Genomic DNA, 23,991 nt, shown 5'->3' on the forward strand with positions numbered 1-23,991 from the left:
CCCGCGGGTGGTTCGCGTCGGCACGACCTCGACGAAGGATGGGAGCAGCGGATCGCACCCGGCGATCCCCCTCACTCTGGAGACCAACCGTGACTCTCGATGCCCCGTGGATCCCGATCGCCAACGTGCTGCTCGCCCTCGTTGTCCTCGCCCTCATCCTCTACCGGCAGCTCAGCTGGCGGCGGCTGTCCCGGATGGTGCGCGTCGCCGTCATCGTCATCGTCCTCGGCACGATGACCCTGCCCCTCCAGCTCGGAGACGCCGACCTCACCTGGGCATCGGCCGTGACCGCCATCGTCCTCATCGTCGCCGTCTCGCTCGCCGGCGGATGGGTGATGGGGCGGTTCGCGGAGGTCTCGACCGGCCCGGACGGTGAAGTCCGAATGCGCGGAGGATGGCTCGGTGTCGCCCTCTGGCTCGGCTTCATCGCCGTGCGCATCGGCATGGATCTCGGGCTGGCTGCCGTGATCTCCCCGGAGATGGCCACCGCCACCGGACTGCTCCTCATCTCGATCGGCCTCGCCCGGCTGACGAGCACCCGCATCGCCGCCCGGCGTGCCGCTCACCAGCTGAGCGGCGGAGTCGATGCCGGGGCGCCGGTCCGCCGCGACCCTCCTCGCCCGTGAGCCGACCGAGGTCCGGACCGCATTCGCGTGCGCAGTCTCGCCCGTTCGGTGGTGGGGTAGGATCGCGGCCATGAGGCCGGATCCGTCCCGCCGCACCGACGAACGCGGGAATCTGAGCAGTCGATGGCGACCCGCGGATGTCCTCACCCTCATCCTCGGCGTCGTCTTCGGCGGGTTCTTCACACTCCTCGCATGGGAGGTGTCCGTACCCGAACTGCGGGCAGTGGCGCTGGCGGCAGTGGCGCTCTGGGTCGCGGAGATGATGCTCGGGGCGACCACGAACGACTACCGCCGGGCCTCACCCGGACAGCACGCGGTGGGCACGGGGCTGCTCGTCGTCTCCCAGGTCATCGCCTGCGCCCTCGCCTTCGCCCCAGGGTCGACGATGATCCCGCTCGCCGTCGCCGGTCTCGCCCGACTCGTCCGCCGCTCCGACCGCTCGGTCCTCGTCGTCACGCTCACCATCGTCGCCGATGCCTGCGCCCTGCTCGCAGCGGCGATCGCCGTCGGCGCCCCGACCGAACTCCTCATCATCTACCTGCTCGTCGGCGCCGGCGTGGGACTGCTCACCCGACTCCGGGCCGGTCGCCTCCTCGCCGAGACCCAGGAACGCGCGCTCCTCGAAGAGCAGCTGATCTCCCAGCGCGAGCGGGCGACGACCGCGGCGCTCGCCGAACGTGCCCGCATCGCCCGCGACCTCCACGACGTGCTCGCGCACTCCCTGGGGGCGCTGACGCTCCAGCTCGACGCGGCCGCCGCGCTCGCCCAGGCCCGCCGCTGGGAGGGACTCGACGCCCGCATCGACCGGGCGCGAGGGCTCGCCGCCGACGGTCTCGCCGAATCCCGCCGGGCGGTGGCAGCCCTGAGGGAGCAGCCGCGCCAGGACCTGCTCGACGGCGTCGCCGAGCTGCTGCGCGCTCATCGTGACAGCGGCGCCGAGGTGCTCACGATCCTTCCGAACCGACCGCAGGCGGTGCTCGCCAGGCTCAGCCCGGAAGGGGTCGAGGCCCTGCTCCGCGCCGTCCAGGAGATGCTTACCAATGCCCGGCGCCATGCGCCCGGGCAGGCGGTGACCCTCGAGATGAGGTTCGCGGACGCCTCTCTCGATTCGGGCGCGGGCCACGGACCCGGCCCTGCCGGCGCCGAGGCGCCTCCCGTTCCCATCGTGCGCGTCAGCGCCCGCAACCTTGTCGAGGGCACTTCGGAGATGCGTGCGGCGATGCCGCGCTCCTCGGTCCCCGCGGCGGGAACAGGCACCGGCGGGTTCGGACTGCTCGGCATGCGCGAACGCTGCGAGGCTCTCGGCGGCGGCGCGGAGGGGCGCCTCGTCGGCGGGCGAACCTTCGTCGCCGAGGCATGGGTGCCGGTGGTGCCCCCGACCGATGCGGATCACTCCACGACCTCACCCGTCACACCATCGAGGGCCGACCGATGAGCATCACGGTGCTCGTCGCCGACGACCAGGCCCTCGTCCGCGACGGCATCGTCGTCGTCCTCTCCCTCACCGACGGCATCGAGGTCATCGGCGAAGCCCGCAACGGAACCGAGGCCATCGCCCTCGCCGCGGAACTCGAGCCGGACGTCGTCCTCATGGACCTGCGCATGCCCGGCCTCAGCGGGGCCGAGGCGACCGCACAGTTGACGCAGAGCCGTCCCGACATCCGAGTCCTCGTGCTCACAACCTTCGCCGACGACGCGAGCATCGACTCGGCGCTGCGGGCCGGTGCCGCAGGCTATCTGACGAAGGACGCCGGTCGTGAGGAGATGGTCGCCGCCATCCGTGCGACGGCCGTGGGCGGCACTCCGTTGGACACCCGCATCGCCGGACGGGTCGTCGCCGGCCTCCCGGAGGCGCGCCCGGCCTCGGTGCGCGACCGGTTCCCCGAGCTCACCGCGAGGGAGGCCGAGGTCCTCAACCTCATGGCCGAAGGCGCATCGAACCCCGAGATCGCCGAGCGCCTCTTCCTCGGCGTCTCGACTGTGAAGTCCCACATCAACGCCCTCTTCGCGAAGCTCGGGGTGAGCCGGCGACAGGACGCGATCGCCCTCGCCCACGGGGAGGATCGCCCGCCCGAGAGCTGATCGAGGTCGAGGCCCTGCGATGGAGTGTGCTCAGCCCTCTGCCGTCAGACGCCATCCGGAACGGGCATCGAAGGTGACGAGGCCGAGGTCGCGGAAGGCGTGCAGCCACCCCTCCATCGGCCATATCCTCCACCGGTCGAAGAAGATCCGCGCATTGGCGACGATGTCGGCGACGTGTTCGACGGGTGGGGAGCTCACCGGGTGGTACCGGTGGAAGGCGTGCGCGCCGCCGACCCAGCGCAGTCCCACCCCGGCCCTCCTGGCAGCGAACGCGAAGTCGGTGTCCTCGCCCCCGTATCCGGCGTAGGTCTCGTCGAATCCGCCGATCCGGGCGAAGACCTCGGGACGGCACGCGAACGACAGCGACCAGAAGAGGGCGAACGGATCGGGAGCGCCCGGTCCGTCTGCCGTCGCGTCCGGGTCGACGTCGACGACCTCGCCATCGTTCGGATCGGGTCGAGCGGGGTGAGGGTGTGGGATGACCGGCGCCGAGGCGGCCAGCCCTTCCGTCTCCTCCTCCGTGAGGTAGGTGACCGGCCCGAGGAGGAGCCGACGGGTCGCAGTGCCGTCGCGCCCGGCCGCAGCGCGCTCGACAGTCCCGGCAGCTTCCTCGTAGCGTTCGAGGAGGCGCTCTGCCGGCAGGCAGTCGGCGTCGAGGAAGACGAGCAGCGTGGCGCCGAGCTCGACTGCGGCGGCGGCTCCGGCGTTCCGTGCCGCTCCGAGTCTGACCTTCCCGCCCGTCGCGTCGGCGGCGGTGGTGTCGATCGTCGCCGGCAGCGCGCCTGCATGATCGGCGAGGACGGATTCCGCGGAGGCTCCGGGGGAGAGCAGGCACACGACATGGCGGAGACTGCCGTCGTCGATGCGGTCGGGGTGGAGGCGCCGGAGTTCCGCGTGCTGACTCCGGATCCGGTCGAAGCGGTCGGGTGAGGCGAGGCTGATGACCACGGTCCGCTCAGACGACATGGGTCAGACCTCCGGAACTCGCGCACACCCGATGGATGACGTCGGCGGCCCGGCCGGGTGCCCCCTCGGTCTGCCAGGCCTCCCATGGGAAGTCACACCGGGAGACGGCGTCGACCTCCGCGTCGAAAGGCTCCCCGATCTCGAGTCGGTCGCGCACGGGGAACCCGAGCGCCTGCAGGAGGAGGCCGTTGGCGACCTGCTCGTCGAAGGGCCTGGTCTGAGGGACGAAGATCGCGGGGCTGCGCGCGGCCATGATGTCAGCGATCGCACCGAGACCGGCATTGCTGAGCACGAGCGCCGAGGACCTCAGCGCGGCATGGACGTCAGAGGTCCACGACTGCACATCGAGTCCGATCGCGCTCCAGTCATGGCGACTCCTCTCCCGCAGCCGCTCGAACGTCGAGGCTCCGAGGCTCGTTCCGCCGCGCGATCCGAGGAGGAGGAAGCGTCGACCTTCACCCGCCTCGGCGCTGCCATCGGTCGGAGTGGTGCTGTCATCGGTCGGAGCGGTGCTGCCGCCGGCCGCTTCGGTGCTGTCGTCGGTGGGCGCGGATGCGGAGATCCCGCCGACGAACGTCGTCTTCGCCGCATGCCTGACCGTGTGCGGCAGAGCCCGGGCATAGACCGCGTCATCGGCGGCCTGCGGTGCCGGCAGGGGGACGAGGAGTGCGTCGGCGAGCGCGTAGGCCTGCCGGTGCGCGGCGTCGGTGCGCTCTCCAGCCTGCGCGATGACCGTCACCGGCACGCCGAGGAGACGGGAGAGGAGGACGACCTCAGCCGAGACGTCGACGACCATGCCCGAGAGACGCGGTGCCGCCTCGGCGATCCTGACCATCCTTCGCCGGTGACCGGGAGCGTTCGTCGGCACCCAATGGAGGTGCCCACCGGCGGTCGGGTCGGCGGGCTCCCCGTGCGGGGGCGTGTCCGCCTCGAGCTCGATCCACTCCACGTCACTCGTGCGCGAGCGCGGCAGCCGCTGCGGCCGGGGCAGGCTCGAGAAGACGACGACGTCGTCGTCGAGGTGGGGGACGACCGCGGTCATCCGCCGCAGATGCCCGTGCCCGTGGTGGTGGACGTACCAGCCGATCACCCGGCGCCTCCGGTCCGCGCCAGCCGGGAGGCGCCGAGGCGGGAGCCCTCGCGATCGGGCCCGACGGTTCCGAGGTCAGGGGTGCGCGCGGCCACGGCGGCGGTGAACCGGTCGAGGAGGACCTCGGCGCACGCCCCGACGCTGAACCGGGACACGGCGTGGTCTCGGATCCTCGCGCGAGCGGTGCCGACCGCGCCGGAACTGCTCGCGGTGAGCACACGGCGGGTCGCCTCGGCGAGGTCGTCGAGGACCTCGTCGTCGGCGCGGGCCGCGGGGACGAGGGTGACGCCGTCGACGTCGGAGTAGAGGTCGGCGAAGGCACCACGCTCGAGTGCGACGACGGGGGTGCCGCAGAACAGGGATTCGATGACGACCTGGCCGAACGGCTCGTTCCACATCGGGGTGACGACGGTGGCAGCGGAGGCGCCGACGACCTCGGCGGTCTCCCGCTGGCTGAGGCACCCGAGGTAGTCGACGAGTCCATGGGAGCGCGCGATCGCGGGGGCGACGTAGGCGTCGAAGTAGTCGGGGTCGCCGATCGGACCGATGATCCGCAGCGGCACCCCGATGCGGGTGGCGACGTCGACAGCGAGGTGCGGGTACTTCTCGGGCACGATCCGCCCGAACCAGCACAGGCCGGGGCCGCCCGCGCCCAGCGGCCAGACCGTCGCGTCCGCACCGTTGGTGACGACGTCGGTGGCGACTCCGGCGTTCGCCCACGAGGACTGGGCGTACCGGGAGACGGTGAAGACCCGCTCCGCTCCGGCGGAGTCGATGACGTCGACGAGGTCCATCCGCGGCGGGGTGTGGAGGGTTGTGAACAGCGGCACCGGGATCTCGGCCGCTCGGGTGAGGGGGACGGTGCTCACGGCATGGTTGTGGACGACGTCGAACCCTCGCCCCTCGACCGCGAGGTGGTCCATGACGGTGTGGAGGCACGCGGCCTGGTGAGCGGCGACCTCGTCGGGCAGGTGCGCATCCGATCGGGGAGCGCTCAGCGGCCATGGCAGCTCGGGGTAGACGAGGGCCGGCGGCGAGTTCTCGAGGAAGTCGGAGCCCTCCTTCGCTGCGAGGGTGACGTCGTGGCCGCGCCGCCGCAGCTCCCGCACGAGGTTCCACTCGTGCGTCTCGAGCCCGCCGCGCAGCGGTTCGCGCAACGGGTAGCGGTAGTCGGCGATGACGAGGATGCGCAGCGGCCGGTTCACCGGGCACCTGCCGTGTCAGCGGGTGAGGGCGTTGCCGGTGTCGTTGCAGTTGCCGCAGTGGCTGGCGGTGTCGCAGTTGGCGGCGTCACTGCCGGAGCCGCGGCTGGCGTCTTCGCCCGTCTCGCCGCGACCGACCGGTAGAGCCGTGTGTGCGCGTCACGGACCTCGGCGAGCAGGCGGAGTCCGTCCTCACGGGAGCGGGGTGGCAGCGGCGGCGCCTCGGCGATCGCGTGCAGGCCAGCGCGCAGCGAGTCGGCATCATGGAAGTCCACGCCGAGGTTCGTCCCGGGCCGCTGATCGGCGAGATGGCCGACCTCGGCGTAGAGGACCCGCGTGCCGAGGTCGTTGGCCAGATCGAGCAGCCCTGAGTGAGTTCCGTGCCGGTAGGGCAGGACGAGGACATCGAGACGGGCGAGCCAGTCCTCGAGTTCGCGATCCGACATCGACGCCCAGACCTCGACGTCGGCGGATTCGGACCGGTCGAGCAGGCGCTTGAGCTCGGCGACCTCGGATTCCCGACCGGCGCGCACGGTCGGTCGCCGGATCACGGTGAGCCGCCAGTCATCATTGCGGAGAGGATCGGTCCCGAGGGCCCGGGCGAGGGCGGCGATCGCCGCGAGATCAAGCGACGGGCGGGCATCCTTGAGGAGGATTCCGGCAGTGTACGGTCGCCGCGCGGCGAACGGTCGCCGTGCGGCGAACGGTTGCCGCGCCGCGACGGGCGCGCCGGGCGACGACGGACGGTTCGCGACGGGCGCGCCGGGCGGTTGAGTGCTCGCCACCACAGCCTCGGCGACGTCGGAGCCCAGCGGCGGGTGCGGCACAACGGACACCTCGCGTGACCACCGCCGGATGATCTCCGCACGTGCGCCCTCGGTGAGGGTGATGACACGGACGGCATGCCGGAGGAGGACCTCGAGTCGGCGAGCGAAGTCGTCCTGGGCATGCTCGGGCAGCTGCGGATTCTCGAGGTCGTGGACCGTGAGGACGAGCGGCAGTCCGAGCCTGTCGAGGGCTGCGACGAATCGCTCGAGTGCGGACAGAGGAACGAGTTCGAAGCCGAAGTGAACGTGGACGAGATCGGCGTCCGCTGCCTGGTCCTCGTCCCACGCCTCGATGAGGAACTGTTCGACGACGGCGTCGGCACCGGAGGATCCGTCACCCGGCGCGGGCAGGATCTCGACCGCCGTCGGGTCCGTGATCGCGAGAACGTAGGGGTGATCGGCGGGAAGGGAGATCGCTCTGATCCTCTCCGCTGTCACCCTGTCACCTCCGTCGAATCGTCATGGTCGGAACGCTGAGAACGGCCGGTCCCGTCTCCTCGGCGCTCACAGTCTTCTCAGTGCTCAGGCCGTCGTCCCCGCATGCAGAAGCGGCAATGCACGTACTTGCGGCAGCGCACGGACGAGCAGCAACACACCCTGCCGATCGAACATTACCTTACGATGTAAACAAGTGATAGGGGCTATTTGATCGGATGCCGTCATCGCGGCCGGCTGACCTGTCGCGCCCTGGCGGCTAGACTGCGTGGCACAGGTCACCGCACCATCCGTTCGAATGGTTGCCCGCCCCGAGGAAGGACCCGACCATGACCGCAGGCCCCGATCGCCGCGACCTCCTCATCAGCGAGGACCTCATGCTCCTGCTCCTGCCCGAATCCGGGAAGATCCCCGAGATCACCCCCGGACTCGAGTCCGCACTCACCGGGGCACTCCTCGTCGACCTCGCCGAGGCGGGGTTCATCGACATCCTTCCCGGCTCCGACCCGGCCTCGCCGTTCGTCCGTCCCGCCGAGGTGCCGCGCCCGACCGATCCGATGTTCGTCAACGCGATCGCGCTCCTCGGGCAGAAGGAGCGACCGCTGTCGTCGGCGCTGCCGATCCTCCTCCCCCGCCTCGACGACGTCCTCCTCGTCCGGCTCGGCAACCACGGCGTTCTCCACCACCGCAGTTCCCGCTTCCTCGGACTCTTCCCCACCTCGTCGTGGCAGGTGCTCGACCCGGCACCCGAGGAACGGCTGCGCGCGGAGATCGGCGCCGTCCTCGACGGCGGTGAGTCGGTCGACGTCCGCACGGGCACGATCATCGCGCTCCTCCACGGCGCCGAGGCGGCCCGGCAGATCTCCCCGCCGCTGACCTGGGATGACAAGGTCGCCCAGCAGGTGGCGATGGCCGCGTGGGCGAGCGCACCGATCCGGGACATCCTCGAGGCGGCGACCGCCTCGGCGAAGCACACGACCGAGACCGCGAGCGCGATCAGCGACTCCGCGACCGGGGCACGGGTGGCCCGCGCCTCGACCTGGCCCGACACCTGAGCCCCGCTTCCAACCGCCAACCGCGAGCCCGTCGATCCACGCTCGCAACCCCCCGATCAGCGCTCGCAACCCCCGATCCACGCGACACTCGAAATCCGCGCCGCGGGCGACGCGGATTTCCGGCCCCGCGTGGAACGAGAGAACCGGGATTCGCCGGAGCGTCGATATTCGAGCCCCGCGTGGATGGAGAGCCGAGCCCCACCGCCGACCGACCGCCACCCCACCACCCGTGAATGCGACCGGCTCGCACCCCACTACCCGTGAATGCAGCACCCAGCCACCCATGAATAGAGCAGGTCCCCTGACGCCTCCGTCCGGGGACCTGCTGTGCTGAGTCGAGGCTCAGCGCGGGATGCGACCCGCGGTGACGAGTCTCAGCTGTTCGTGCCGCCGTTGCCGTCGTCCTTCGTGCCGGGCAGGCCCTGGGCCTTGCGGCGCATGAGGAGGACGACGATGACGATGATGGCGAGCGCACCAACGCCGAGGAGGATGATCATCGGCATCGACATGCCGGTGTCGCTGCCGGTCGATTCGCCGATCTGACCGCGCTCTTCGGTGTTCTTGCCGGGTTCGTCGACGACGGCTCCGCCGAGGCCGGCCTTCGTCGACTGTTCGACCGAACCGCCGGCGCCCTCGGCGTCGCCGATGGTGAAGGCGAAGTCGCCGGAGATGGGGTGACCGTCGGAGGAGACGACGCGCCACACCACGGTGTACGCGCCGGGCTTGAGGTTGTCGGGCAGCGCGACGGAGAGCGTCGTGCCTTCCGCGGTGAGCTCACCTGCGGAGACGTCGGTGCCGTCGACCTTGACCATGACCTCGGAGCCCACGGCCTGGATCTCGCCGGAGAACTTCATCTCGAGCCACTCCGGCTGCTTGTCGAGCTGCGCCCCGTTCTCGGGGTTCGTCGAGATCAGCTGATCATGGGCGCTGGCCGGTGCCGCCGCGACGACGCTGAGCGCGGCGACGATGAGGGCGGCGAACACGAGCCTGAGAGCGGACCACTGTGTTCGAGTCATTTGCGATTCTCCTTCAACGATTGTCACGGCAAGGGGACTTCGCCATCGGCGAGTCCCGCCCCCTCCAGTATCCCAGATCCCAGCCTCACCGAGGATGCGCGGCGACGGCGCGCAGGTGATCTGTGAGGCCGGTCACAGACCTCTCCATTGTCTCAAGGGTTTCTTCGAAATCGGTCAATCGGCCGCCGTACCACGGGTCGGGGACGTCAGGAGCGGGTGCGTCATCGTCTCCCCCGCCGAGGCGGCCCCCGCTCCCGTACGGATCCGCCGTCCCGCCTCGGCGGGGGTCGACCGACGCCTCGGGGTCGAACTCGCGCAGCATGCGCAGCTCCGGGCGCGCCTCGGCGGGAAGGTCGGCGATGAGACGCTCAAGGGCGCGGTAGTGGCGGGCGGTCATCGCGACGGCGAGGTCGCGGTCGGCGAGCCATTCGGCGGTGATCTGCCGGGCGGCATGGTCGTCGGTGCGGTAGCCGGCGGCGGCGAGCACCCGCGCCTGCCGGGGGTCGATGGGGTTGCCCTCCTCCTCGTCGCTGATGCCGGCTGAGTCGACGACCGCCTCGGCGCCGATGGTCTCCAAGTGACGTTCGAGGACGCGTTCGGCGGTGACGGACCGGCAGATGTTGCCGGTGCACACGAACACGACGGACGGCAGAGCCATACTCTCACTCCTCACTCAGGGGACAAGGCCACCGTCCACGATACTGTTGCACCATGACTTCTCACACCTCGACGTCACCGGTGAATCCCGAGTCCGCGGGAGCCTCTGCCGACATCGCTCCCCTCGAGTCGGTGCGCCCGCAGGACGACCTCTTCCGCCACATCAACGGGCGGTGGATCGACGCGTTCACGATCCCCGACGACCGCGCCGGCGACGGAGCCATGCGCGAGCTCTTCGACACCGCGGAGACGAAGGTGCGCTCGATCATCCGCTCCGTCGTCGACGACCCGCAGGAGGCCGGCGGCGAGGGGCAGAAGGTCGCGGACCTCTTCTCCTCGTTCATGGACCTCGAGCGGATCAACGAGCTCGGCATCACCCCGCTCGAGGCGACGTTCGCCGCCATCGACTCAGCCGAGTCGAAGGCGGAGCTCGCGAACCTCCTCGGGCGGCTGGAGACCGAGGGCATCGGGGGGCTGCTCGGCGGGTACGTCACCGCCGACGCCAAGGACTCCGACATCTACGCCCTCTACCTCGTCCAAGCCGGGATCTCCCTGCCCGACGAGGACTACTACTTCAACGACGACTTCGCCGAGGTGCGGGAGAAGTTCCTCGCGCATGTGCAGAGGATGTCCGGATTCGCCGGCCTCGGTGAGGCTGCGGGGATCACCGACGCCGAGGTGGCCGCGAAGGTCATGGCGTTCGAGACCGCACTCGCCCGCCACCACTGGGACCGCGTGGCCACCCGTGATGCCGAGAAGACGTACAACAAGCACACGCTCGCGCAGTTGCGCGAGCTCGGCCCCGGGTTCGACTTCGATGCGTGGTTCGCCGCGGTCGCCGCCGACATCGACGGCGAACTCGAGACCGTCGTCGTCGGCCAGCCCTCGTACGTCGCCGGCATGGCCCAGGTGTGGGAGGACACCGACCTCGAGACGCTCAAGGTGTGGCTGCGATGGTCGGTGCTCACCTCGACGGCGTCCCTGCTCACCGACGAGATCGTCGAAGAGGACTTCGACTTCAACTCCCGCACGCTCTCGGGCACTCCGGCGCTGCGGGACCGCTGGAAGCGCGGGGTCGGGCTCGTCGAGTCCCTCCTCGGCGAGGCGGTCGGCAAGCTCTACGTCGAAGCCGAGTTCCCGCCTGCCGCGAAGGACGCGATCGACCACCTCGTCGACATGCTCATCAAGGCGTACGAGAAGTCGATCACCGAACTCGACTGGATGAGCGAGGAGACGAAGCAGCGGGCGCTCGTCAAGCTCTCGAAGTTCACGCCGAAGGTCGGCTACCCGGTCAAGTGGCGCGAGTACCCGGCAGAGATGGCCGCCGACGACCTCGTCGGCAACGTCCGCCGCGCCGCCCGAGCCGAGCACGCCCGCCAGATCACGCGCATCGGCGGGGAGATCGACCGCACCGAGTGGCTGATGACCCCGCAGACGGTCAACGCCTACTACCACCCGGTGATGAACGAGATCGTCTTCCCCGCCGCGATCCTCCAGCCTCCGTTCTTCGACGCCGAGGGTTCGGTGCCGGCGAACTTCGGGGCGATCGGCGCGGTCATCGGCCACGAGATCGGACACGGCTTCGACGATCAGGGCTCGCGCTACGACGGCGACGGCAACCTCGTCGACTGGTGGACGGCCGAGGATCGGGAGCGCTTCGAGGAGCGCACGAAGGCCCTCATCGACCAGTACGACGCGCTCGTTCCCGCCGGTCTCGAGGCCGGTCAGCACGTCAACGGGGCACTCACCGTGGGAGAGAACATCGGCGACCTCGGCGGACTGTCGATCGGGTGGAAGGCGCTCGAACTCGAACTCGGCCGCACCCCCACCGAAGCGGAGGCCGCGGAGTTCTTCGCCGCATGGGCGAAGGCGTGGCGGACGAAGATGCGCACCGAGGAGCGCGTCCGCAGGCTGAGCATCGACCCGCATTCGCCGGAGGAGTTCCGGTGCAACCAGGTCGTGAAGAACATGACGGCCTTCCACGACACCTTCGGCGTGAGCGAGTCCGATGCCATGTACCTCGCGCCCGAGGCCCGCGTGACCATCTGGTAGGTCTCGTCCCGACAACCCTCCGGGCGCTGGGCAACCCTGCGCGGGGTTGCCGAGCGCCGGAGGGTTGCCGGAATCGGGGTCGCCGCGCCTCTATCGGTGCCGGCGGACCATCGTGACGACGCGGAAGTCGAACTCCTCCCAGCTGCCGATCGGCGCCTTCGCCGCCAGCGCCGCCTCGAATTCGCCGATCTCGCGGTACGTCGATTCGAGCGGCAGCGTCATGTCCGCCTCCGCGTAGATGAGTCCGGTCGAGTCGGTGCCGACGACGTCGAGTCCCACCGAGGCAGGGTCGAGTTCGCTGTTCATGACGATCGGCACCCGACCGGGTGTCGTCGCGGGCGGTTCGGGGGTCGCCTCGGTGTGGCCCTGCTGGTCGCGCAGCTCCCGCTGGGCGGTGATGACGAACTCCGCGAACGCCCCGATCCCGATGACCGGCAGCCGTGAGGTGAGCGCATCGGTGGCGACCCTGACCAACCGCGAGCGCGCCTTGCGCGTGAGCGGGGCGAGATCGCCGCCGGACATCGCGACCCCGTCGAAGCCGACGAGCGACTGGTCGATCTCGTCCTCGTTGGGGTTGAGGACGGTCATGTCGAGGCCGAAACGCGCGTACCACGGTCGGGTCGCCTCGGCGCTCGCCTCGTCCCACCAGCGGTAGAAGAGGAAGGGGACATTGATGCCGGCCTCCGAGTAGAAGAACGGGGGCCGCCGTTCTCCGGCGGTGACGGCGAAGGGCACGACGTTGCCCGGCACCGGAGCCGGGCACGTGGCGAACGCGGAGAACGCGAACGGGTAGTTCACCGCGCGGTTGAAGTCGACGACGAGCGATCCGTCGGCGTTGGGGATGCCCAGATCGAGGGTCCGCCACGCCGAGGTGGTCCTCCCGTTCGTGGCATCGTGGAAGTCGAGCTGGAGTCCGGTCGCCGGGCACCCGGAGGCGATGAGCGTGACCTCGCCGTCGGGGCCGGTGAACGTGACCTCGCCGACGACCGTCGTCGTCAGCTCGAGACCCTCCTGCGCGGTGGAGACCGGTTGTGCCTGCGGCTGCTCATAGGGGGTGAAGCGACCGAGGAAGACGAACTCACGGTTGGGGTCGTAGACGGGGACCTCGACGAATTTGCTCAGCAGCGGCGACTTCGCGTCGCGGATCCGCACACCGATCCGCCCACCGCGGTCGATGAGCTCGTAGAGCACGTGCCCGACGGTGAACCAGCCGAGCGAACCGCCCGGCGGCAGCTTCGCACTGAAACCGGTGTCGTTGACCCTGACCTGGGGCGAGTCGTCAGCGGAGGCCTCCCCGGCGGAAGCCCCGTCCCCGGCGGAAGCTCCGTCCTCGGCGGAAGCTCCGTCCTCGGCGGGGCGGGAGAGAAGATCCAAGGTCTGTGCGGCGGGGCCGGCCTTCGTGCTCGGGTCGAGCGCGAGGCGCACCCAGCCGTCGTCGTCGACGGTGAAGGTGCCGGGGGCGTCGGGCCAGGTCGACTCCTCATCGAGCCAGTGCAGGCCGACGACGCTGAGCCAGCCGAAGGGGGTCGCCAACGACGAGTTCCGCGAGTCTCGCCAGGTGTTCCATTCGGCCACGAATTGGTTCACGTCGAAGTCCCCTCGCAATCTCATTCGTCGTCCCGCGTCTGCCGCTTCGGAGCTGTGATCAAAGCACCTGTGATCAAAGCTACCGCAAAGGATAGGCTGAGAAAATGAGCACTCCTCCCACCGACCGGACAGCAAACGCGCAGGTCGCAGCCGATCTCTCGGAATTCGTCTCTGCCTCTCCCAGCTCCTATCATGCCACCGCTGCCGCCGCCGACCGTCTCGGCGCCGCCGGCTTCCACCGGCTCGACGAACGCGACTCCTGGGCGCTCGAACCCGGCCGCGGATACTTCGTCGTCCGCGACGGTGCGATCATCGCGTGGATGACGCCGACAGAGACCACCTCGGTGATCCCGCCGTTCCGCGTCCTCGGGTCGCACACCGACTCCCCCGCCTTCAAGCTCAAGCCCGGTGAGGAGTTCACGACCGCCGGGGTGCGCCAGGTCGGCGTCGAGATCTACGGCGGGCCGCTGCTCAACTCCTGGCTCGACCGGGAGCTCGCGTTCGCCGGGCGCCTCAGCCTCGCAGACGGCACCGTCGTTCTCGCGCGCACCGGGGCGATCGCGCGCATCCCGCAGCTGGCCATCCACCTCGACCGGCAGGTCAACGAGGGCCTCACCCTCGACAAGCAGCGGCACACGACCCCGATCGTCGGTCTCGCCGACCTCGCCGAGGCCGACATCCTCGAGCTCCTCGCCGCCTCCGCCGAGGTGGACCCCGAGCTCATCGTCGGCCACGACGTCTACACGATCCCCGTCCAGGAGCCTGCGCTCTTCGGTGCCGCGGACGAGTTCTTCGCCTCGCCGAGGCTGGACAACCTCCTCTCCGTCCACGCCGGGGTCACTGCGATGGTCGGGCTCGACGCCGAGGCGCTCGACCACCTCGCCCTCTTCGCCGGGTTCGACCACGAGGAGATCGGGTCGAACTCTCGGTCCGGGGCGAGCGGACCGTTCCTCGCCGACGTCGCCGAGCGCATCGTCGCCTCCCTCTACCCCGACGCGACGCGCAGCGACCACCTCGCCGCGCTGGCCGGGTCGGTGTGCGTGTCCTCGGACGCCGGTCACGCGGTGCACCCGAACTATCAGGAGCGGCACGACCCGCAGGTGCGGCCCCGCCTCGGCGGCGGACCGCTGCTCAAGCACAATGCGCAGCAGCGGTATGCGACCGACGCCGTGGGCACCGCGGTGTGGGCTAAGGCGTGCACTGCGGCCGGGGTCGAGTACCAGGACTTCGTGTCGAACAACTCCGTGCCGTGCGGGTCGACGATCGGACCGCTGACGGCGACGCGGATGGGGATGACGACCGTCGACGTGGGACCGGCGCTCTACTCGATGCACTCGGCGCGGGAGATGTGCGCGATCAGCGACGTCGTCGCCCTCGGCGCCGCCGCGAAGGCCTTCCTCCAGGGGGCGTAGGGGCCGGCGCCGCCACTCCGCACGCCGATCCATGCGGGGCCGGCGCCGCCATTCCGCACGCCGATCCACGCGCAGCCGACATTTCCAGCCCCGATCCACGCGGGGCCCGAATTCCGCGTCGCCCAAGACGCGGAATTCCGCCTGCGCGTTGATCGAGAGCGACCGACTTCGCGGGAGCATCGATTTTCTCCCGCCGCGTTGATCGAGCGCGACCGGGTACGCGTGGATCGAGGGCGATCAGCGGTCGACGGGCGGTCGACGAGACGGCCGCCGAACAGTCGACAAGGCGGTCGACGAGGCGGCCGCCGAACGGTCGACGGGCGGTCGACGGGACGCGCTGTTTTGTGGCGACGCGCACACTGTGATAGTCGTTGTGTGACCCCACGGGGGCCTCCGGCAGGAGGCTGAGATCGGGCTAGGGCCGCTCGAGACCGTTGAACCTGATCCGGTTGATACCGGCGGAGGAAGAGAGGATCGCAGATGACTGCGCCCACCCCTGACACATCCGAAAACACCACGCCCGCCGAGGACTTCTCCCTCGAGCAGTACCCCTCGCATTCGCTCGCCTGGGTCGAGGACAGCGAGCACGGCATCCGCGTGCCGGTCACCCGCATCGACCTCGAGGACACGAACGGCCGCCCCAACGAGCCCGTCCACGTCTACCGCACCGTCGGCCCCGGCGCGGTTCCCGAACACGGGCTTCCGCCGCACCGCGCGCCCTGGATCGCCGACCGCGACGACACCGAGACCTACGAGGCGCGCGGACACCTCATCGAAGACGACGGCCGAGCCGCCGTCCGTCGCGGGGCGCCCTCTCAGCAATGGCTGGGTCCGGAACGGTCACCTCGGCGAGCGAAGATCGGACGCACCGTCACGCAGATGCACTACGCCAGGAAGGGCATCATCACTCCGGAGATGCGCTACGTCGCGATCCGCGAGCAGTGCGACGTCGAACTCGTGCGCTCCGAGGTCGCCGCAGGCCGGGCGATCATCCCGTCGAACATCAACCATCCCGAGTCCGAACCGATGATCATCGGCAAGGCGTTCCTCGTCAAGATCAACGCGAACATCGGCAATTCCGCGGTGACGAGCTCGATCGCCGAGGAGGTGGAGAAGCTCCAGTGGGCCGCGAAGTGGGGTGCCGACACCCTCATGGACCTCTCGACGGGCAACGACATCCACACCACCCGCGAATGGATCATCCGCAACTCCCCGATCCCCATCGGCACCGTCCCCATCTACCAGGCGCTTGAGAAGGTCGACGGCGACGCCGAGGCGCTCACCTGGGAGATCTACCGCGACACCGTCATCGAACAGTGCGAGCAGGGCGTCGACTACATGACCGTGCACGCGGGCGTGCTGCTCCGCTACGTCCCGCTCACCGCGGACCGGGTCACCGGCATGGTCTCTCGCGGCGGCTCGATCATGGCCGGCTGGTGCCTGGCCCACCACGAGGAGAACTTCCTCTACACCCACTTCGACGAGCTCTGCGAGATCTTCGCCCAGTACGACGTCGCCTTCTCCCTCGGCGACGGGCTGCGTCCCGGATCGATCGCCGACGCCAACGACGCCGCGCAGTTCGCCGAACTCGACACCCTCGCCGAGCTGACGAAGCGCGCGTGGGCCCACGACGTCCAGGTCATGGTCGAAGGCCCCGGCCACATTCCGCTCCACCTCGTGCGGGAGAACGTCGAGAGGCAGCAGGAGCTCTGCGACGGCGCGCCCTTCTACACCTTGGGTCCGCTGGTCACGGACATCGCTCCCGGCTACGACCACATCACCTCGGCGATCGGGGCCACGGAGATCGCCCGCTACGGCACCGCGATGCTCTGCTACGTCACCCCGAAGGAGCACCTGGGCCTGCCCGACCTCGAGGACGTCAAGACGGGCGTGATCACGTACAAGATCGCCGCGCACGCCGCCGACGTCGCGAAGGGCCATCCGGGGGCGAGCGCCCGTGACGACGCACTGTCGAAGGCGCGGTTCGAGTTCCGCTGGCGCGATCAGTTCGCCCTCGGCCTCGACCCGGAGACAGCGGAGGCATTCCACGACGAGACCCTGCCCGCCGAACCGGCGAAGACCGCGCACTTCTGCTCGATGTGCGGGCCGAAGTTCTGCTCGATGCGCATCTCCCAGGACATCCGCGACACCTACGGAAGCGCCGAGGCGCAGGCCGCGATCGCGGGCATGCAGGCCAAGAGCCGGGAGTTCCTCGAGCGCGGGGCCCAGGTGTACCTTCCCGAGCCGACGGTCGGCCCCCGCCGAGGCTGAGGCGCCGGGGGCGCTGCCAGCGTCGTTCCACGCGGGGCCGGGACCCGGGCCGCCGATCCACGCGGGGCCGGGACCCAGGCCGCCGATCCACGCGCAGCCGGAAATCCGAGTCGCCCCGGACGCGGATTTCGAGCGCCGCGTGGATCGAGCGCTGACCATCGTCGACGGACTCAGTCCCTCACTTCTGCAGCTCGTCGAGGGCTTTCTGCGAGCCGGGGGCGAGTGTGATCGGCTCCGGCGGCACCGCGGTGTCGAGTGTGATGTCCTTCGCGGCCGCATGGACCTTCTCGAGGTCGGCCTTCTTGTCATAGATGAGCTTCGTCAGCGCGCACTGCGTGCCCTCATCCATGTCGTTGCGGACCATGAGGACGTTCGGGGTGACGATCGTCTTCACCGTGCCCGCGCCCTTGTAGGTGTCGGCGGGGATCTCGGCCACCTCGTAGACGGGGTTGAGCTCCTTCATCTTGCTCTCGAGCCCGGAGATGTCGACGAACTCGACGTCCCCGCCGTTCGAGGTGAAGAGGTCGGTGACGCCTGCGGTGGGCAGACCGCCCGACCACACCATGCCGTCGATCGTCCCGTCCTTCATCCCGTCGACCGTCTTGGCCAGGTCGAGTCGCTGCTTCGTCACATCACCGTCGGCGAGGCCCGCGGATTCGATGAGGCGGTTGGCGATGACCTCGGTGCCGGATTTCGGTGATCCGGTCGAGATCGTCTTGCCCTTGAAGTCCTCGACGGACTTGATGTTCGCGTCCTTGCGGACGATGACGTGCGTGTAGTTGTCGTAGATGCGCGTGAGTGCCGAGATCTCCTCGGGCTTGTCGAAGTCGGCGTTGCCGGTGACGGCATCGGCTGCGGTGTCGGCGAGCGAGAACGCGATGTCGTAGTCGCCCTTCGCCAGCTGCTGGAGGTTCTGCACCGAGGCTCCCGTCTCGGCGGCGGTGGCCTTGAGCTCGGTGTTGTCGGAGATCAGCTGCGCGAGACCGCCGCCGAGGACGTAGTACACGCCCGTCGAGTTGCCGGTGGCGATCGTGATCTGTCCCGACGCCGCCGTGCAGCCGTCACCGCCTTCGGCGGCAGGGGTGTTCTCGCGCTTGCCGCCGCACGAACTCAGGGCCAGGACTGCGGCGATCGCAGCCGCGGTGACGGTGAACATCTTCGTTCTCTTCATGGGCTCTTCCCTTTCTTAGTGGGTGTCTCAGTGGAGGTCCGGTGACAGCGGCTTCAGTGGACGATGGGGGGCCAGCGGTTGGCGCCAGCAGTTGGCATCGGCGGTTGGGCGGCCGGGCCGCCCGGTCCCCGCACCGGGCTGGGAGGTCAGGGGCGAGGTCATGGGTGGGCCGCCTCGGCGGGGGTGGCCTGCGGACTCCGAGGACGACGTCGGAGGATGAGGTGGACGACGACGGCGAGGGCGAGGGCGGCGAAGCCGATGGTCATCGACAGCGGCTGGAGGTAGAGGAGCGCGCCGGCGGCGATGAAGCAGAGGACGCGTTCGGGCCAGCCGGCTCGGCGGATGATCCAGCCGCCGGCCCCGGCGGCGAGCGCGGCGACGGCGCACGCGGACACGGCACCGGTCCACAGGGCCCCGAGGAATCCGCCCTGCGCGACGAGGGAGGCGCCTTCGGGGGTGAAGGTGAAGGCGAGCGGGACGAGGAAGGCGGGGATCGCGTACTTGCACGCCTGCCACATCGTCGCGATGACCCGGCCCCCGGTGATCGCCGAGGAGGCGACGGCGGCGAGCGCGGTCGGCGGGGACACCTCGGAGAGGACGGCGTAGTAGAAGATGAACATCGCGGCCGCCGCCTCGGGGACGCCGAGGGTGATGAGGGCCGGACCGACGATGACCCAGCTGATGATGAACGAGGCGGTCACGGGCACCGCGAGACCGAGTACGGTCACGGCGATCGCGGCGAAGATGCACGTGAAGACGAGGACGGCGGTCGGGTTCGTCGAGATCGCCTGCGCGCCCTTGACGAGGATGTCGGAGATGACCTGGCCGAGCCCGGTCTTCGTGATCGTCGAGACGATGATGCCGGCGGCCGCGCACACGCTCGTCACCGGCAGGACCGAGCGGATGCCGGTCGAGAGTGCGCCGAAGATGACGTCCCAGATCGCCCGGAGGATCGCGGTCGGCTGCCCGCGGTGGGTGAGGACGATCTCGATGATGCCGAAGCCGATGCCGACGAGCGTCGCGTAGACGACGGCCTTGAACGGGGCCATGCCGAGGGCGAGGAAGACGACGATGATGCCGAGCGAGATGAAGTGGTAGAAGCCCTTCTTGAGGATCGGCCACGAGCGCAGCCCCGGCGGCGGGCGGTAGTCGACGTCGATCTTGCGCGAGTCGATCTCGATGGCGAGGAAGATGCCCAAGTAGTAGAGCAGGGTCGGGACGACCGCCCAGAGGAGGACGAGGCCGTAGGAGACGTTGAGGAGCTCGGCGATGATGAAGGCCGCGGCGCCGAGGGTCGGCGGAGAGAGGATCGCGCCGATACCCGAGGCCGCGAGCATGCCGCCGGCATTCTCCTTCGGGTAGCCGGCCTTCTTGAGCACCGGCCAGGTCACCGCACCGAGCGAGACGGCCGTGGCCGTACCCGACCCCGACACCGTGCCGAGAAGGAAGCCCGAGAGCGCGACCGTGCGTCCCGGCGCGGCCTTCGACTTCTTGAAGAGTGAGAATGAGAGGTCGATGAAGAAGTTCGCCGCGCCCGTCTTGTCGAGCACCGCGCCGTAGATCGTGAAGAGGACGATGTAGGTCGCGGCGACGTCGAGCGGGATGCCGTAGAAGCCCGACGCGTCGTTGTAGAGCGCGTTGATGATCTGGTCGAAGTTCTGTCCCGCGTGCGCGCCGGGCCAGCCGACGGGGATGTAGGCCCCGTAGTAGCTGTAGAGGAAGAAGACGACGCAGAAGATCGGGAGGATGAGGCCGGTGGTCCGCCGCGTCGCTTCGAGGATGAGGAGCAGGAGGATCCCGCCCATCGTCACGTCGAGGGTCGAGAGCGAGCCCTGCCGGTTGAGGAATTCGTTGAAGCCGCCGGAGAAGAACGGCAGCACCGGATAGGCGCAGGTGAGGAAGGTGACGACGACGAGGATCCAGTCGATGACCGAGGGATTGTCCGTGGAGCGCTGGGGCTTGGCCCGGGGCTGGGTCTTGGCTTTCGATGTCCTCGCCGAGGTGGGGCTGCCCTGGGTCGGGTCCGCTGAGCCGGTTGCCGTGGACGGTCCCGTCGCCGAGGCGGCGACCTCCTCGGCGGCGTCCGCGGCCCGCTCCCCCACCTCCTTCTTCCGGCCTAAGCCGGGCCGGTAGCAGATGAAGACGAGCGGGAGGACGAAGGCGAGGAACCACATGAGGTAGTACTGGTTGCCCTGCCTGAGCGGGAAGAACACCTGGTTGAGCACGTAGAGCGAGATGAGGAAGCAGACGATGGAGACACCGAGGTCGAGCCGGCGCGTGAGCGTGCGCTGCGGCAGCTCTTCGTCGTACTGCGCGATGAGTTCGTCGACGTTCGCTTGGGGAAGCGGACTCGTGGCGGTCCCGGACGGACGCTCGGACATCGGTGTCCTCTCGCTCTCTCTGGTGTCTGCGGTGCGGGGGCGGTCAGTGGTTTCGGATTCGGCGATGACGGTTGCGGTGGTGCTGGGTGGGCTGGTGCGAGAGGCTCGGGTGCGGGAGGCTCGGGTGCGCGGGGCGATCGAGCGTCATTGCCCTCTGCCCTCACACGCATTGTGAGCTGATTCACAATATACTCAGTCGCCCGCCGGCTCTCCGCACATCGACGCGAACCGGCCGCGGTTTGGCGAGATCGTTATCCGCAGTGCCGTTATTCGGGACTTCGACCGCAGACACCGCGCGGATCGTCGACGGTCGTCACCGGCCACACTCCGGCTGTCACCTCCGTCCGCCCGGCGGCGCTCGACCCTGGACACCGGCCAGCCCTCCGAGTAGCGTGATTGGCAAGGCACTTTGTGATTTCGAGGAGAGGTGGGTCCATGCGCGTCGCAGTCGTCGGGGCAACGGGCAACGTCGGAACGGCGGTTCTCGATGAGCTTGCGCACACGCCCGAGGTCAGCTCGGTGCTCGGCATCGCCCGACGCCTTCCCGACACCGACGCCGCCCCCTACTCCGAAAGCGAGTGGGCATCGATCGACATCGGTGCAGCGGTCTCTCAAGACGTCGCGATTGCCCGCCTCGCCGACGCCTTCACAGGTGCCGATGCCGTCATCCATCTCGCGTGGCTGATCCAGCCCAACAGCGATCGCACCCTGCTCAGACGCGTCAACGTCGACGGCACGGCGGGGGTGGCGGCCGCCGTCGCCGAGGCGCAGGTCCCGCATCTCGTCGTCGCGTCATCGGTCGGCGCCTACTCTCCCGACGACACTCGCCAGCTGCGCGACGAGGACTGGCCCACCGGCGGCATTCCCTCCTCGCACTACAGCGTGGACAAGGCCGCGCAGGAGCGTGTCCTCGACGAATTCTCCTCCCAGCATCCGAACGTGCGAGTGACTCGGATGCGTCCTGCTCTCATCTTCGCCGCCCACGCCGCCTCCGAGATCCAGCGCTACTTCCTCGGCGAGTGGATGCCCCTGCAGATGCTGCGAACCGGATCGCTTCCCTTCCTTCCGGTGCCCAGCGGACTGCGCGGCCTACAGGCAGTGCATTCCAGCGATGCCGCTCGCGCCTATGTCGCCGCCGTGCTCCGCGGCGGACACGGGGCGTACAACATCTGCGCCGACGACGTCCTCGGGCCTCCCGATCTCGCGACCCTGCTCGACCACGGGCGCGCCGTACGCGTACCCACACCGCTGGTGCGGGCGGCGCTCGGAATCGGTCACGATGCCCGCCTCGTCGCAGCCGACGAGGGCTGGCTCGACATGGGGGTGAGCGTTCCTCTCATGGACAACGCCAAAGCGAAGCAGGACCTCGGCTGGCGTCCCGAGCACAGCGCGTCCGACGCAGCCCGAGACCTCCTCGACGGTCTCCGTGAGGGCACGGGTGCTGCTTCGGTGCCACTGCGCGATCGAGACGTCGCAGACCAGGTGTCGCGAACAGGACCAACCGCAGAATCCGCGCTGGCGGCCCGCGAGACCCGCTCGCGCTCCGACTCCGTCGATTGGGACCTCATCGGTCTCTACGTCAGCGACCACCTCTCGGGAGCAACTGCCGGAGCCGCGAGGATAGCGCGGATGGCCGAAGCCTTCATCGACACTCCTGTCTATGCTCCGCTCTCTGAACTAGCGGATGAGATCCGGCGGGAGCGCGGGTTCGTCGCTGAGCTCGTCACCGACCTCGATCTGCGGCGTCGCCGCCTCGTCGATGCCGCGACTTGGACGCTCGAACGATTGGGACGGCTCAAACCCAACGGTCGGCTCCTGCGCCGCTCGCCGATGACGCTGGTGCTCGAGACCGAGCTGATGCGCAGTGCGATCATGGGCAAACTCGGGATGTGGCAGACGCTGCGTGACAACGCCGACGCCCTCGGGCTCGCAGCAGAGGTGTTCGACGACCTGGCCGAGAACTCCCGCAGGCAGCTGCGCACCCTTGACGCCGTCCATGACTATGCCCGTACACGAGCGTTCCGTTCCGACAGCGAGGTCCACGACCAGGACTCTTCGCAGTCACCGGTCCGCCCGGAGTGAACGGGCCGGTCCCCATCGGTCGCTCGTCAGTCGGCGGCGATCAGCACAGGCGGCACTACGGGGGTACAGGCTGCGACCTCTGTGTACGTTGGAGTCATGACCGTCCTTCGGCGCGTGTTCGACGCGCACTTTCACATCATCGATCCCGCACACCCGCTCGTCGAGAACGGCGGCTTCCTTCCGGACCCGTTCACCGTCGCCGACTATCGCGCCCGCGTTGCCCACCTCGGGGCAACGCCCGACCGCGAGTCACCGACGACCGAGGAGTCGGCCTTCGCTGTCCGCGGCGGGGCCGTCGTGTCCGGGTCGTTCCAGGCCTTCGATCAGGGCTACCTCGTCGAGGCTCTGCGCGCGCTGGGTCCGAGCTTCGTCGGGGTCACCCAGCTGCCGGCGGACACCCCTGATGCGCGGATCCTGGAGCTCGCCGAGGCGGGCGTGCGCGCCGTGCGGTTCAACGTCGCCCGCGGCGGCTCAGCTCAGCTCGACGACCTCGACCGCTTCGCCTGCCGGGTCCACGATCTCGCCGGGTGGCACACCGAGCACTACATCGACGCCCGGACGATCGACTCCGAACTGGCCGATCGCATCGCCGCGCTGCCGGCGGTGAGCATCGACCATCTCGGCATGCACTCAGATGGCCTGCCGATGCTGCTCCGCCTCGTCGAGGACGGCGTCAGGGTCAAGGCCACCGGATTCGGTCGCGTCGACCTCGACCCCGCCGAGGCAGTCCGCCGTATCGTCGACACCGACCCGAGTGCGCTCATGGTCGGCACCGACCTACCTTCGACGCGGGCCCGGCGCCCGTTCGCCGACGACGACCTCCGACTCATCGAGGGTGTGCTCACCCCCGCCGAGGCTGACGCCGTGTTCTGGGACAATGCCGCCGCCTTCTACCTCGGGGAGGTCGGGACGCGGGAGTGAACACCGGGGTGACAGGACATCAGCCGGGGCTGAACACCGGCCCTGAGCGGAACACCGGTGGGGCAACCTTTCGGCCAGGGAGCGTGCGGACCTCGGACCGGCGCAGCCTCCGACATCGCACGACCGCCGGGCCCCGACGCCGCCGATGACTCGACGAT

General features: G+C 69.5%; 18 protein-coding genes and 1 riboswitch. Of the genes, 9 read left to right on the top strand and 9 right to left on the bottom strand.

What is annotated here, in order from left to right; translation table 11 throughout:
- The first annotated feature begins 89 nt into the window (after positions 1-89).
- From EZE58_RS12915 to EZE58_RS12925, 3 genes are all read left to right on the top strand, one after another.
- Complete coding sequence (locus tag EZE58_RS12915) at positions 90-626, top strand: hypothetical protein (RefSeq protein WP_167560690.1); 537 nt, start codon at positions 90-92, stop codon at positions 624-626.
- Positions 627-696: 70 nt separating this feature from the next.
- On the top strand, positions 697-2,061 hold the full coding sequence (locus EZE58_RS12920) for a histidine kinase (RefSeq protein WP_167560692.1): 1,365 nt from the start codon (positions 697-699) through the stop codon (positions 2,059-2,061).
- Complete coding sequence (locus EZE58_RS12925; protein WP_063250403.1) at positions 2,058-2,708, top strand: response regulator transcription factor; 651 nt, start codon at positions 2,058-2,060, stop codon at positions 2,706-2,708. The genes EZE58_RS12920 and EZE58_RS12925 overlap by 4 nt, the downstream gene beginning before the upstream one ends.
- A 30-nt stretch (positions 2,709-2,738) precedes the next feature.
- Here the strand turns inward: EZE58_RS12925 and EZE58_RS12930 are convergent, their stop codons facing one another.
- From EZE58_RS12930 to EZE58_RS12945, 4 genes are read right to left on the bottom strand one after another with little or no spacing between them, the layout of a single operon-like run.
- Entirely contained in the window at positions 2,739-3,674 is a 936-nt protein-coding gene (locus EZE58_RS12930; RefSeq protein ID WP_095375105.1) for a galactosyltransferase-related protein, read from the bottom strand.
- Complete coding sequence (locus EZE58_RS12935) at positions 3,664-4,764, bottom strand: glycosyltransferase (protein WP_063250401.1); 1,101 nt, start codon at positions 4,762-4,764, stop codon at positions 3,664-3,666. The genes EZE58_RS12930 and EZE58_RS12935 overlap by 11 nt, the downstream gene beginning before the upstream one ends.
- Entirely contained in the window at positions 4,761-5,969 is a 1,209-nt protein-coding gene (locus EZE58_RS12940) for a glycosyltransferase (RefSeq protein ID WP_063250400.1), read from the bottom strand. The genes EZE58_RS12935 and EZE58_RS12940 overlap by 4 nt, the downstream gene beginning before the upstream one ends.
- A complete protein-coding gene (locus EZE58_RS12945) occupies positions 5,966-7,231 on the bottom strand; it encodes a glycosyltransferase (protein ID WP_167560694.1) in 1,266 nt (421 codons plus the stop codon). The genes EZE58_RS12940 and EZE58_RS12945 overlap by 4 nt, the downstream gene beginning before the upstream one ends.
- 326 nt (positions 7,232-7,557) lie before the next feature.
- Here EZE58_RS12945 and EZE58_RS12950 point away from each other — a divergent pair, with 326 nt between their 5' ends.
- Entirely contained in the window at positions 7,558-8,283 is a 726-nt protein-coding gene (locus EZE58_RS12950) for a GPP34 family phosphoprotein (RefSeq protein WP_063250398.1), read from the top strand.
- 374 nt (positions 8,284-8,657) lie between these two features.
- Here EZE58_RS12950 and EZE58_RS12955 read toward each other — a convergent pair whose 3' ends face one another.
- Together EZE58_RS12955 and EZE58_RS12960 are read right to left on the bottom strand one after the other, a co-directional pair.
- Complete coding sequence (locus EZE58_RS12955) at positions 8,658-9,299, bottom strand: copper resistance protein CopC (protein WP_063250397.1); 642 nt, start codon at positions 9,297-9,299, stop codon at positions 8,658-8,660.
- Between the two features lie 85 nt (positions 9,300-9,384).
- Positions 9,385-9,957 carry a low molecular weight protein-tyrosine-phosphatase gene (locus EZE58_RS12960; protein ID WP_063250396.1) on the bottom strand — a complete coding sequence of 191 codons (573 nt, stop codon included), beginning with the start codon at positions 9,955-9,957 and terminating at the stop codon, positions 9,385-9,387.
- Positions 9,958-10,010: 53 nt separating this feature from the next.
- Between EZE58_RS12960 and EZE58_RS12965 the strand changes: the two genes are divergently transcribed.
- On the top strand, positions 10,011-12,008 hold the full coding sequence (locus EZE58_RS12965) for a M13-type metalloendopeptidase (protein ID WP_162909101.1): 1,998 nt from the start codon (positions 10,011-10,013) through the stop codon (positions 12,006-12,008).
- Between the two features lie 90 nt (positions 12,009-12,098).
- Here the strand turns inward: EZE58_RS12965 and EZE58_RS12970 are convergent, their stop codons facing one another.
- Complete coding sequence (locus EZE58_RS12970; RefSeq protein WP_236586916.1) at positions 12,099-13,595, bottom strand: DUF1684 domain-containing protein; 1,497 nt, start codon at positions 13,593-13,595, stop codon at positions 12,099-12,101.
- A gap of 104 nt (positions 13,596-13,699) precedes the next feature.
- Between EZE58_RS12970 and EZE58_RS12975 the strand changes: the two genes are divergently transcribed.
- A complete protein-coding gene (locus tag EZE58_RS12975; protein ID WP_167560696.1) occupies positions 13,700-15,007 on the top strand; it encodes a M18 family aminopeptidase in 1,308 nt (435 codons plus the stop codon).
- A 373-nt stretch (positions 15,008-15,380) separates the two neighbouring features.
- Positions 15,381-15,491: riboswitch (TPP riboswitch) on the top strand.
- Entirely contained in the window at positions 15,488-17,278 is a 1,791-nt protein-coding gene (gene thiC / locus EZE58_RS12980) for a phosphomethylpyrimidine synthase ThiC (RefSeq protein ID WP_167560698.1), read from the top strand. It overlaps the preceding riboswitch by 4 nt.
- Before the next feature lie 178 nt (positions 17,279-17,456).
- Here the strand turns inward: thiC and EZE58_RS12985 are convergent, their stop codons facing one another.
- Positions 17,457-18,449 (bottom strand): TAXI family TRAP transporter solute-binding subunit, encoded by a 993-nt coding sequence (locus tag EZE58_RS12985; RefSeq protein ID WP_009377359.1) that lies wholly within the window; start codon positions 18,447-18,449, stop codon positions 17,457-17,459.
- Positions 18,450-18,607: 158 nt separating this feature from the next.
- On the bottom strand, positions 18,608-20,830 hold the full coding sequence (locus tag EZE58_RS12990; RefSeq protein WP_009377361.1) for a TRAP transporter fused permease subunit: 2,223 nt from the start codon (positions 20,828-20,830) through the stop codon (positions 18,608-18,610).
- Positions 20,831-21,265: 435 nt separating this feature from the next.
- Between EZE58_RS12990 and EZE58_RS12995 the strand changes: the two genes are divergently transcribed.
- Together EZE58_RS12995 and EZE58_RS13000 are read left to right on the top strand one after the other, a co-directional pair.
- Positions 21,266-22,912: an NAD-dependent epimerase/dehydratase family protein gene (locus tag EZE58_RS12995; RefSeq protein ID WP_009377363.1), complete on the top strand. Its 1,647-nt coding sequence runs from the start codon at positions 21,266-21,268 to the stop codon at positions 22,910-22,912.
- A gap of 96 nt (positions 22,913-23,008) precedes the next feature.
- Complete coding sequence (locus tag EZE58_RS13000; RefSeq protein WP_009377365.1) at positions 23,009-23,833, top strand: amidohydrolase family protein; 825 nt, start codon at positions 23,009-23,011, stop codon at positions 23,831-23,833.
- Positions 23,834-23,991 lie beyond the last annotated feature (158 nt).

This window comes from Brevibacterium sp. LS14 (assembly GCF_012027885.1).
GTDB classification, from domain to species: domain Bacteria; phylum Actinomycetota; class Actinomycetes; order Actinomycetales; family Brevibacteriaceae; genus Brevibacterium; species Brevibacterium casei.

What these genes read in the sequence shown, in the direction of transcription:
- EZE58_RS12995 (WP_009377363.1), top strand. Translation starts at nt 21,266, where the DNA reads ATGCGCGTCGCAGTCGTCGGGGCAACGGGCAACGTCGGAACGGCGGTT.
- thiC (WP_167560698.1), top strand. Translation starts at nt 15,488, where the DNA reads ATGACTGCGCCCACCCCTGACACATCCGAAAACACCACGCCCGCCGAG.
- EZE58_RS12955 (WP_063250397.1), bottom strand. Translation starts at nt 9,299, where the DNA reads ATGACTCGAACACAGTGGTCCGCTCTCAGGCTCGTGTTCGCCGCCCTC.
- EZE58_RS12975 (WP_167560696.1), top strand. Translation starts at nt 13,700, where the DNA reads ATGAGCACTCCTCCCACCGACCGGACAGCAAACGCGCAGGTCGCAGCC.
- EZE58_RS12965 (WP_162909101.1), top strand. Translation starts at nt 10,011, where the DNA reads ATGACTTCTCACACCTCGACGTCACCGGTGAATCCCGAGTCCGCGGGA.
- EZE58_RS12930 (WP_095375105.1), bottom strand. Translation starts at nt 3,674, where the DNA reads ATGTCGTCTGAGCGGACCGTGGTCATCAGCCTCGCCTCACCCGACCGC.
- EZE58_RS12950 (WP_063250398.1), top strand. Translation starts at nt 7,558, where the DNA reads ATGACCGCAGGCCCCGATCGCCGCGACCTCCTCATCAGCGAGGACCTC.
- EZE58_RS12920 (WP_167560692.1), top strand. Translation starts at nt 697, where the DNA reads ATGAGGCCGGATCCGTCCCGCCGCACCGACGAACGCGGGAATCTGAGC.
- EZE58_RS12960 (WP_063250396.1), bottom strand. Translation starts at nt 9,957, where the DNA reads ATGGCTCTGCCGTCCGTCGTGTTCGTGTGCACCGGCAACATCTGCCGG.
- EZE58_RS12990 (WP_009377361.1), bottom strand. Translation starts at nt 20,830, where the DNA reads ATGTCCGAGCGTCCGTCCGGGACCGCCACGAGTCCGCTTCCCCAAGCG.
- EZE58_RS12925 (WP_063250403.1), top strand. Translation starts at nt 2,058, where the DNA reads ATGAGCATCACGGTGCTCGTCGCCGACGACCAGGCCCTCGTCCGCGAC.
- EZE58_RS13000 (WP_009377365.1), top strand. Translation starts at nt 23,009, where the DNA reads ATGACCGTCCTTCGGCGCGTGTTCGACGCGCACTTTCACATCATCGAT.
- EZE58_RS12985 (WP_009377359.1), bottom strand. Translation starts at nt 18,449, where the DNA reads ATGAAGAGAACGAAGATGTTCACCGTCACCGCGGCTGCGATCGCCGCA.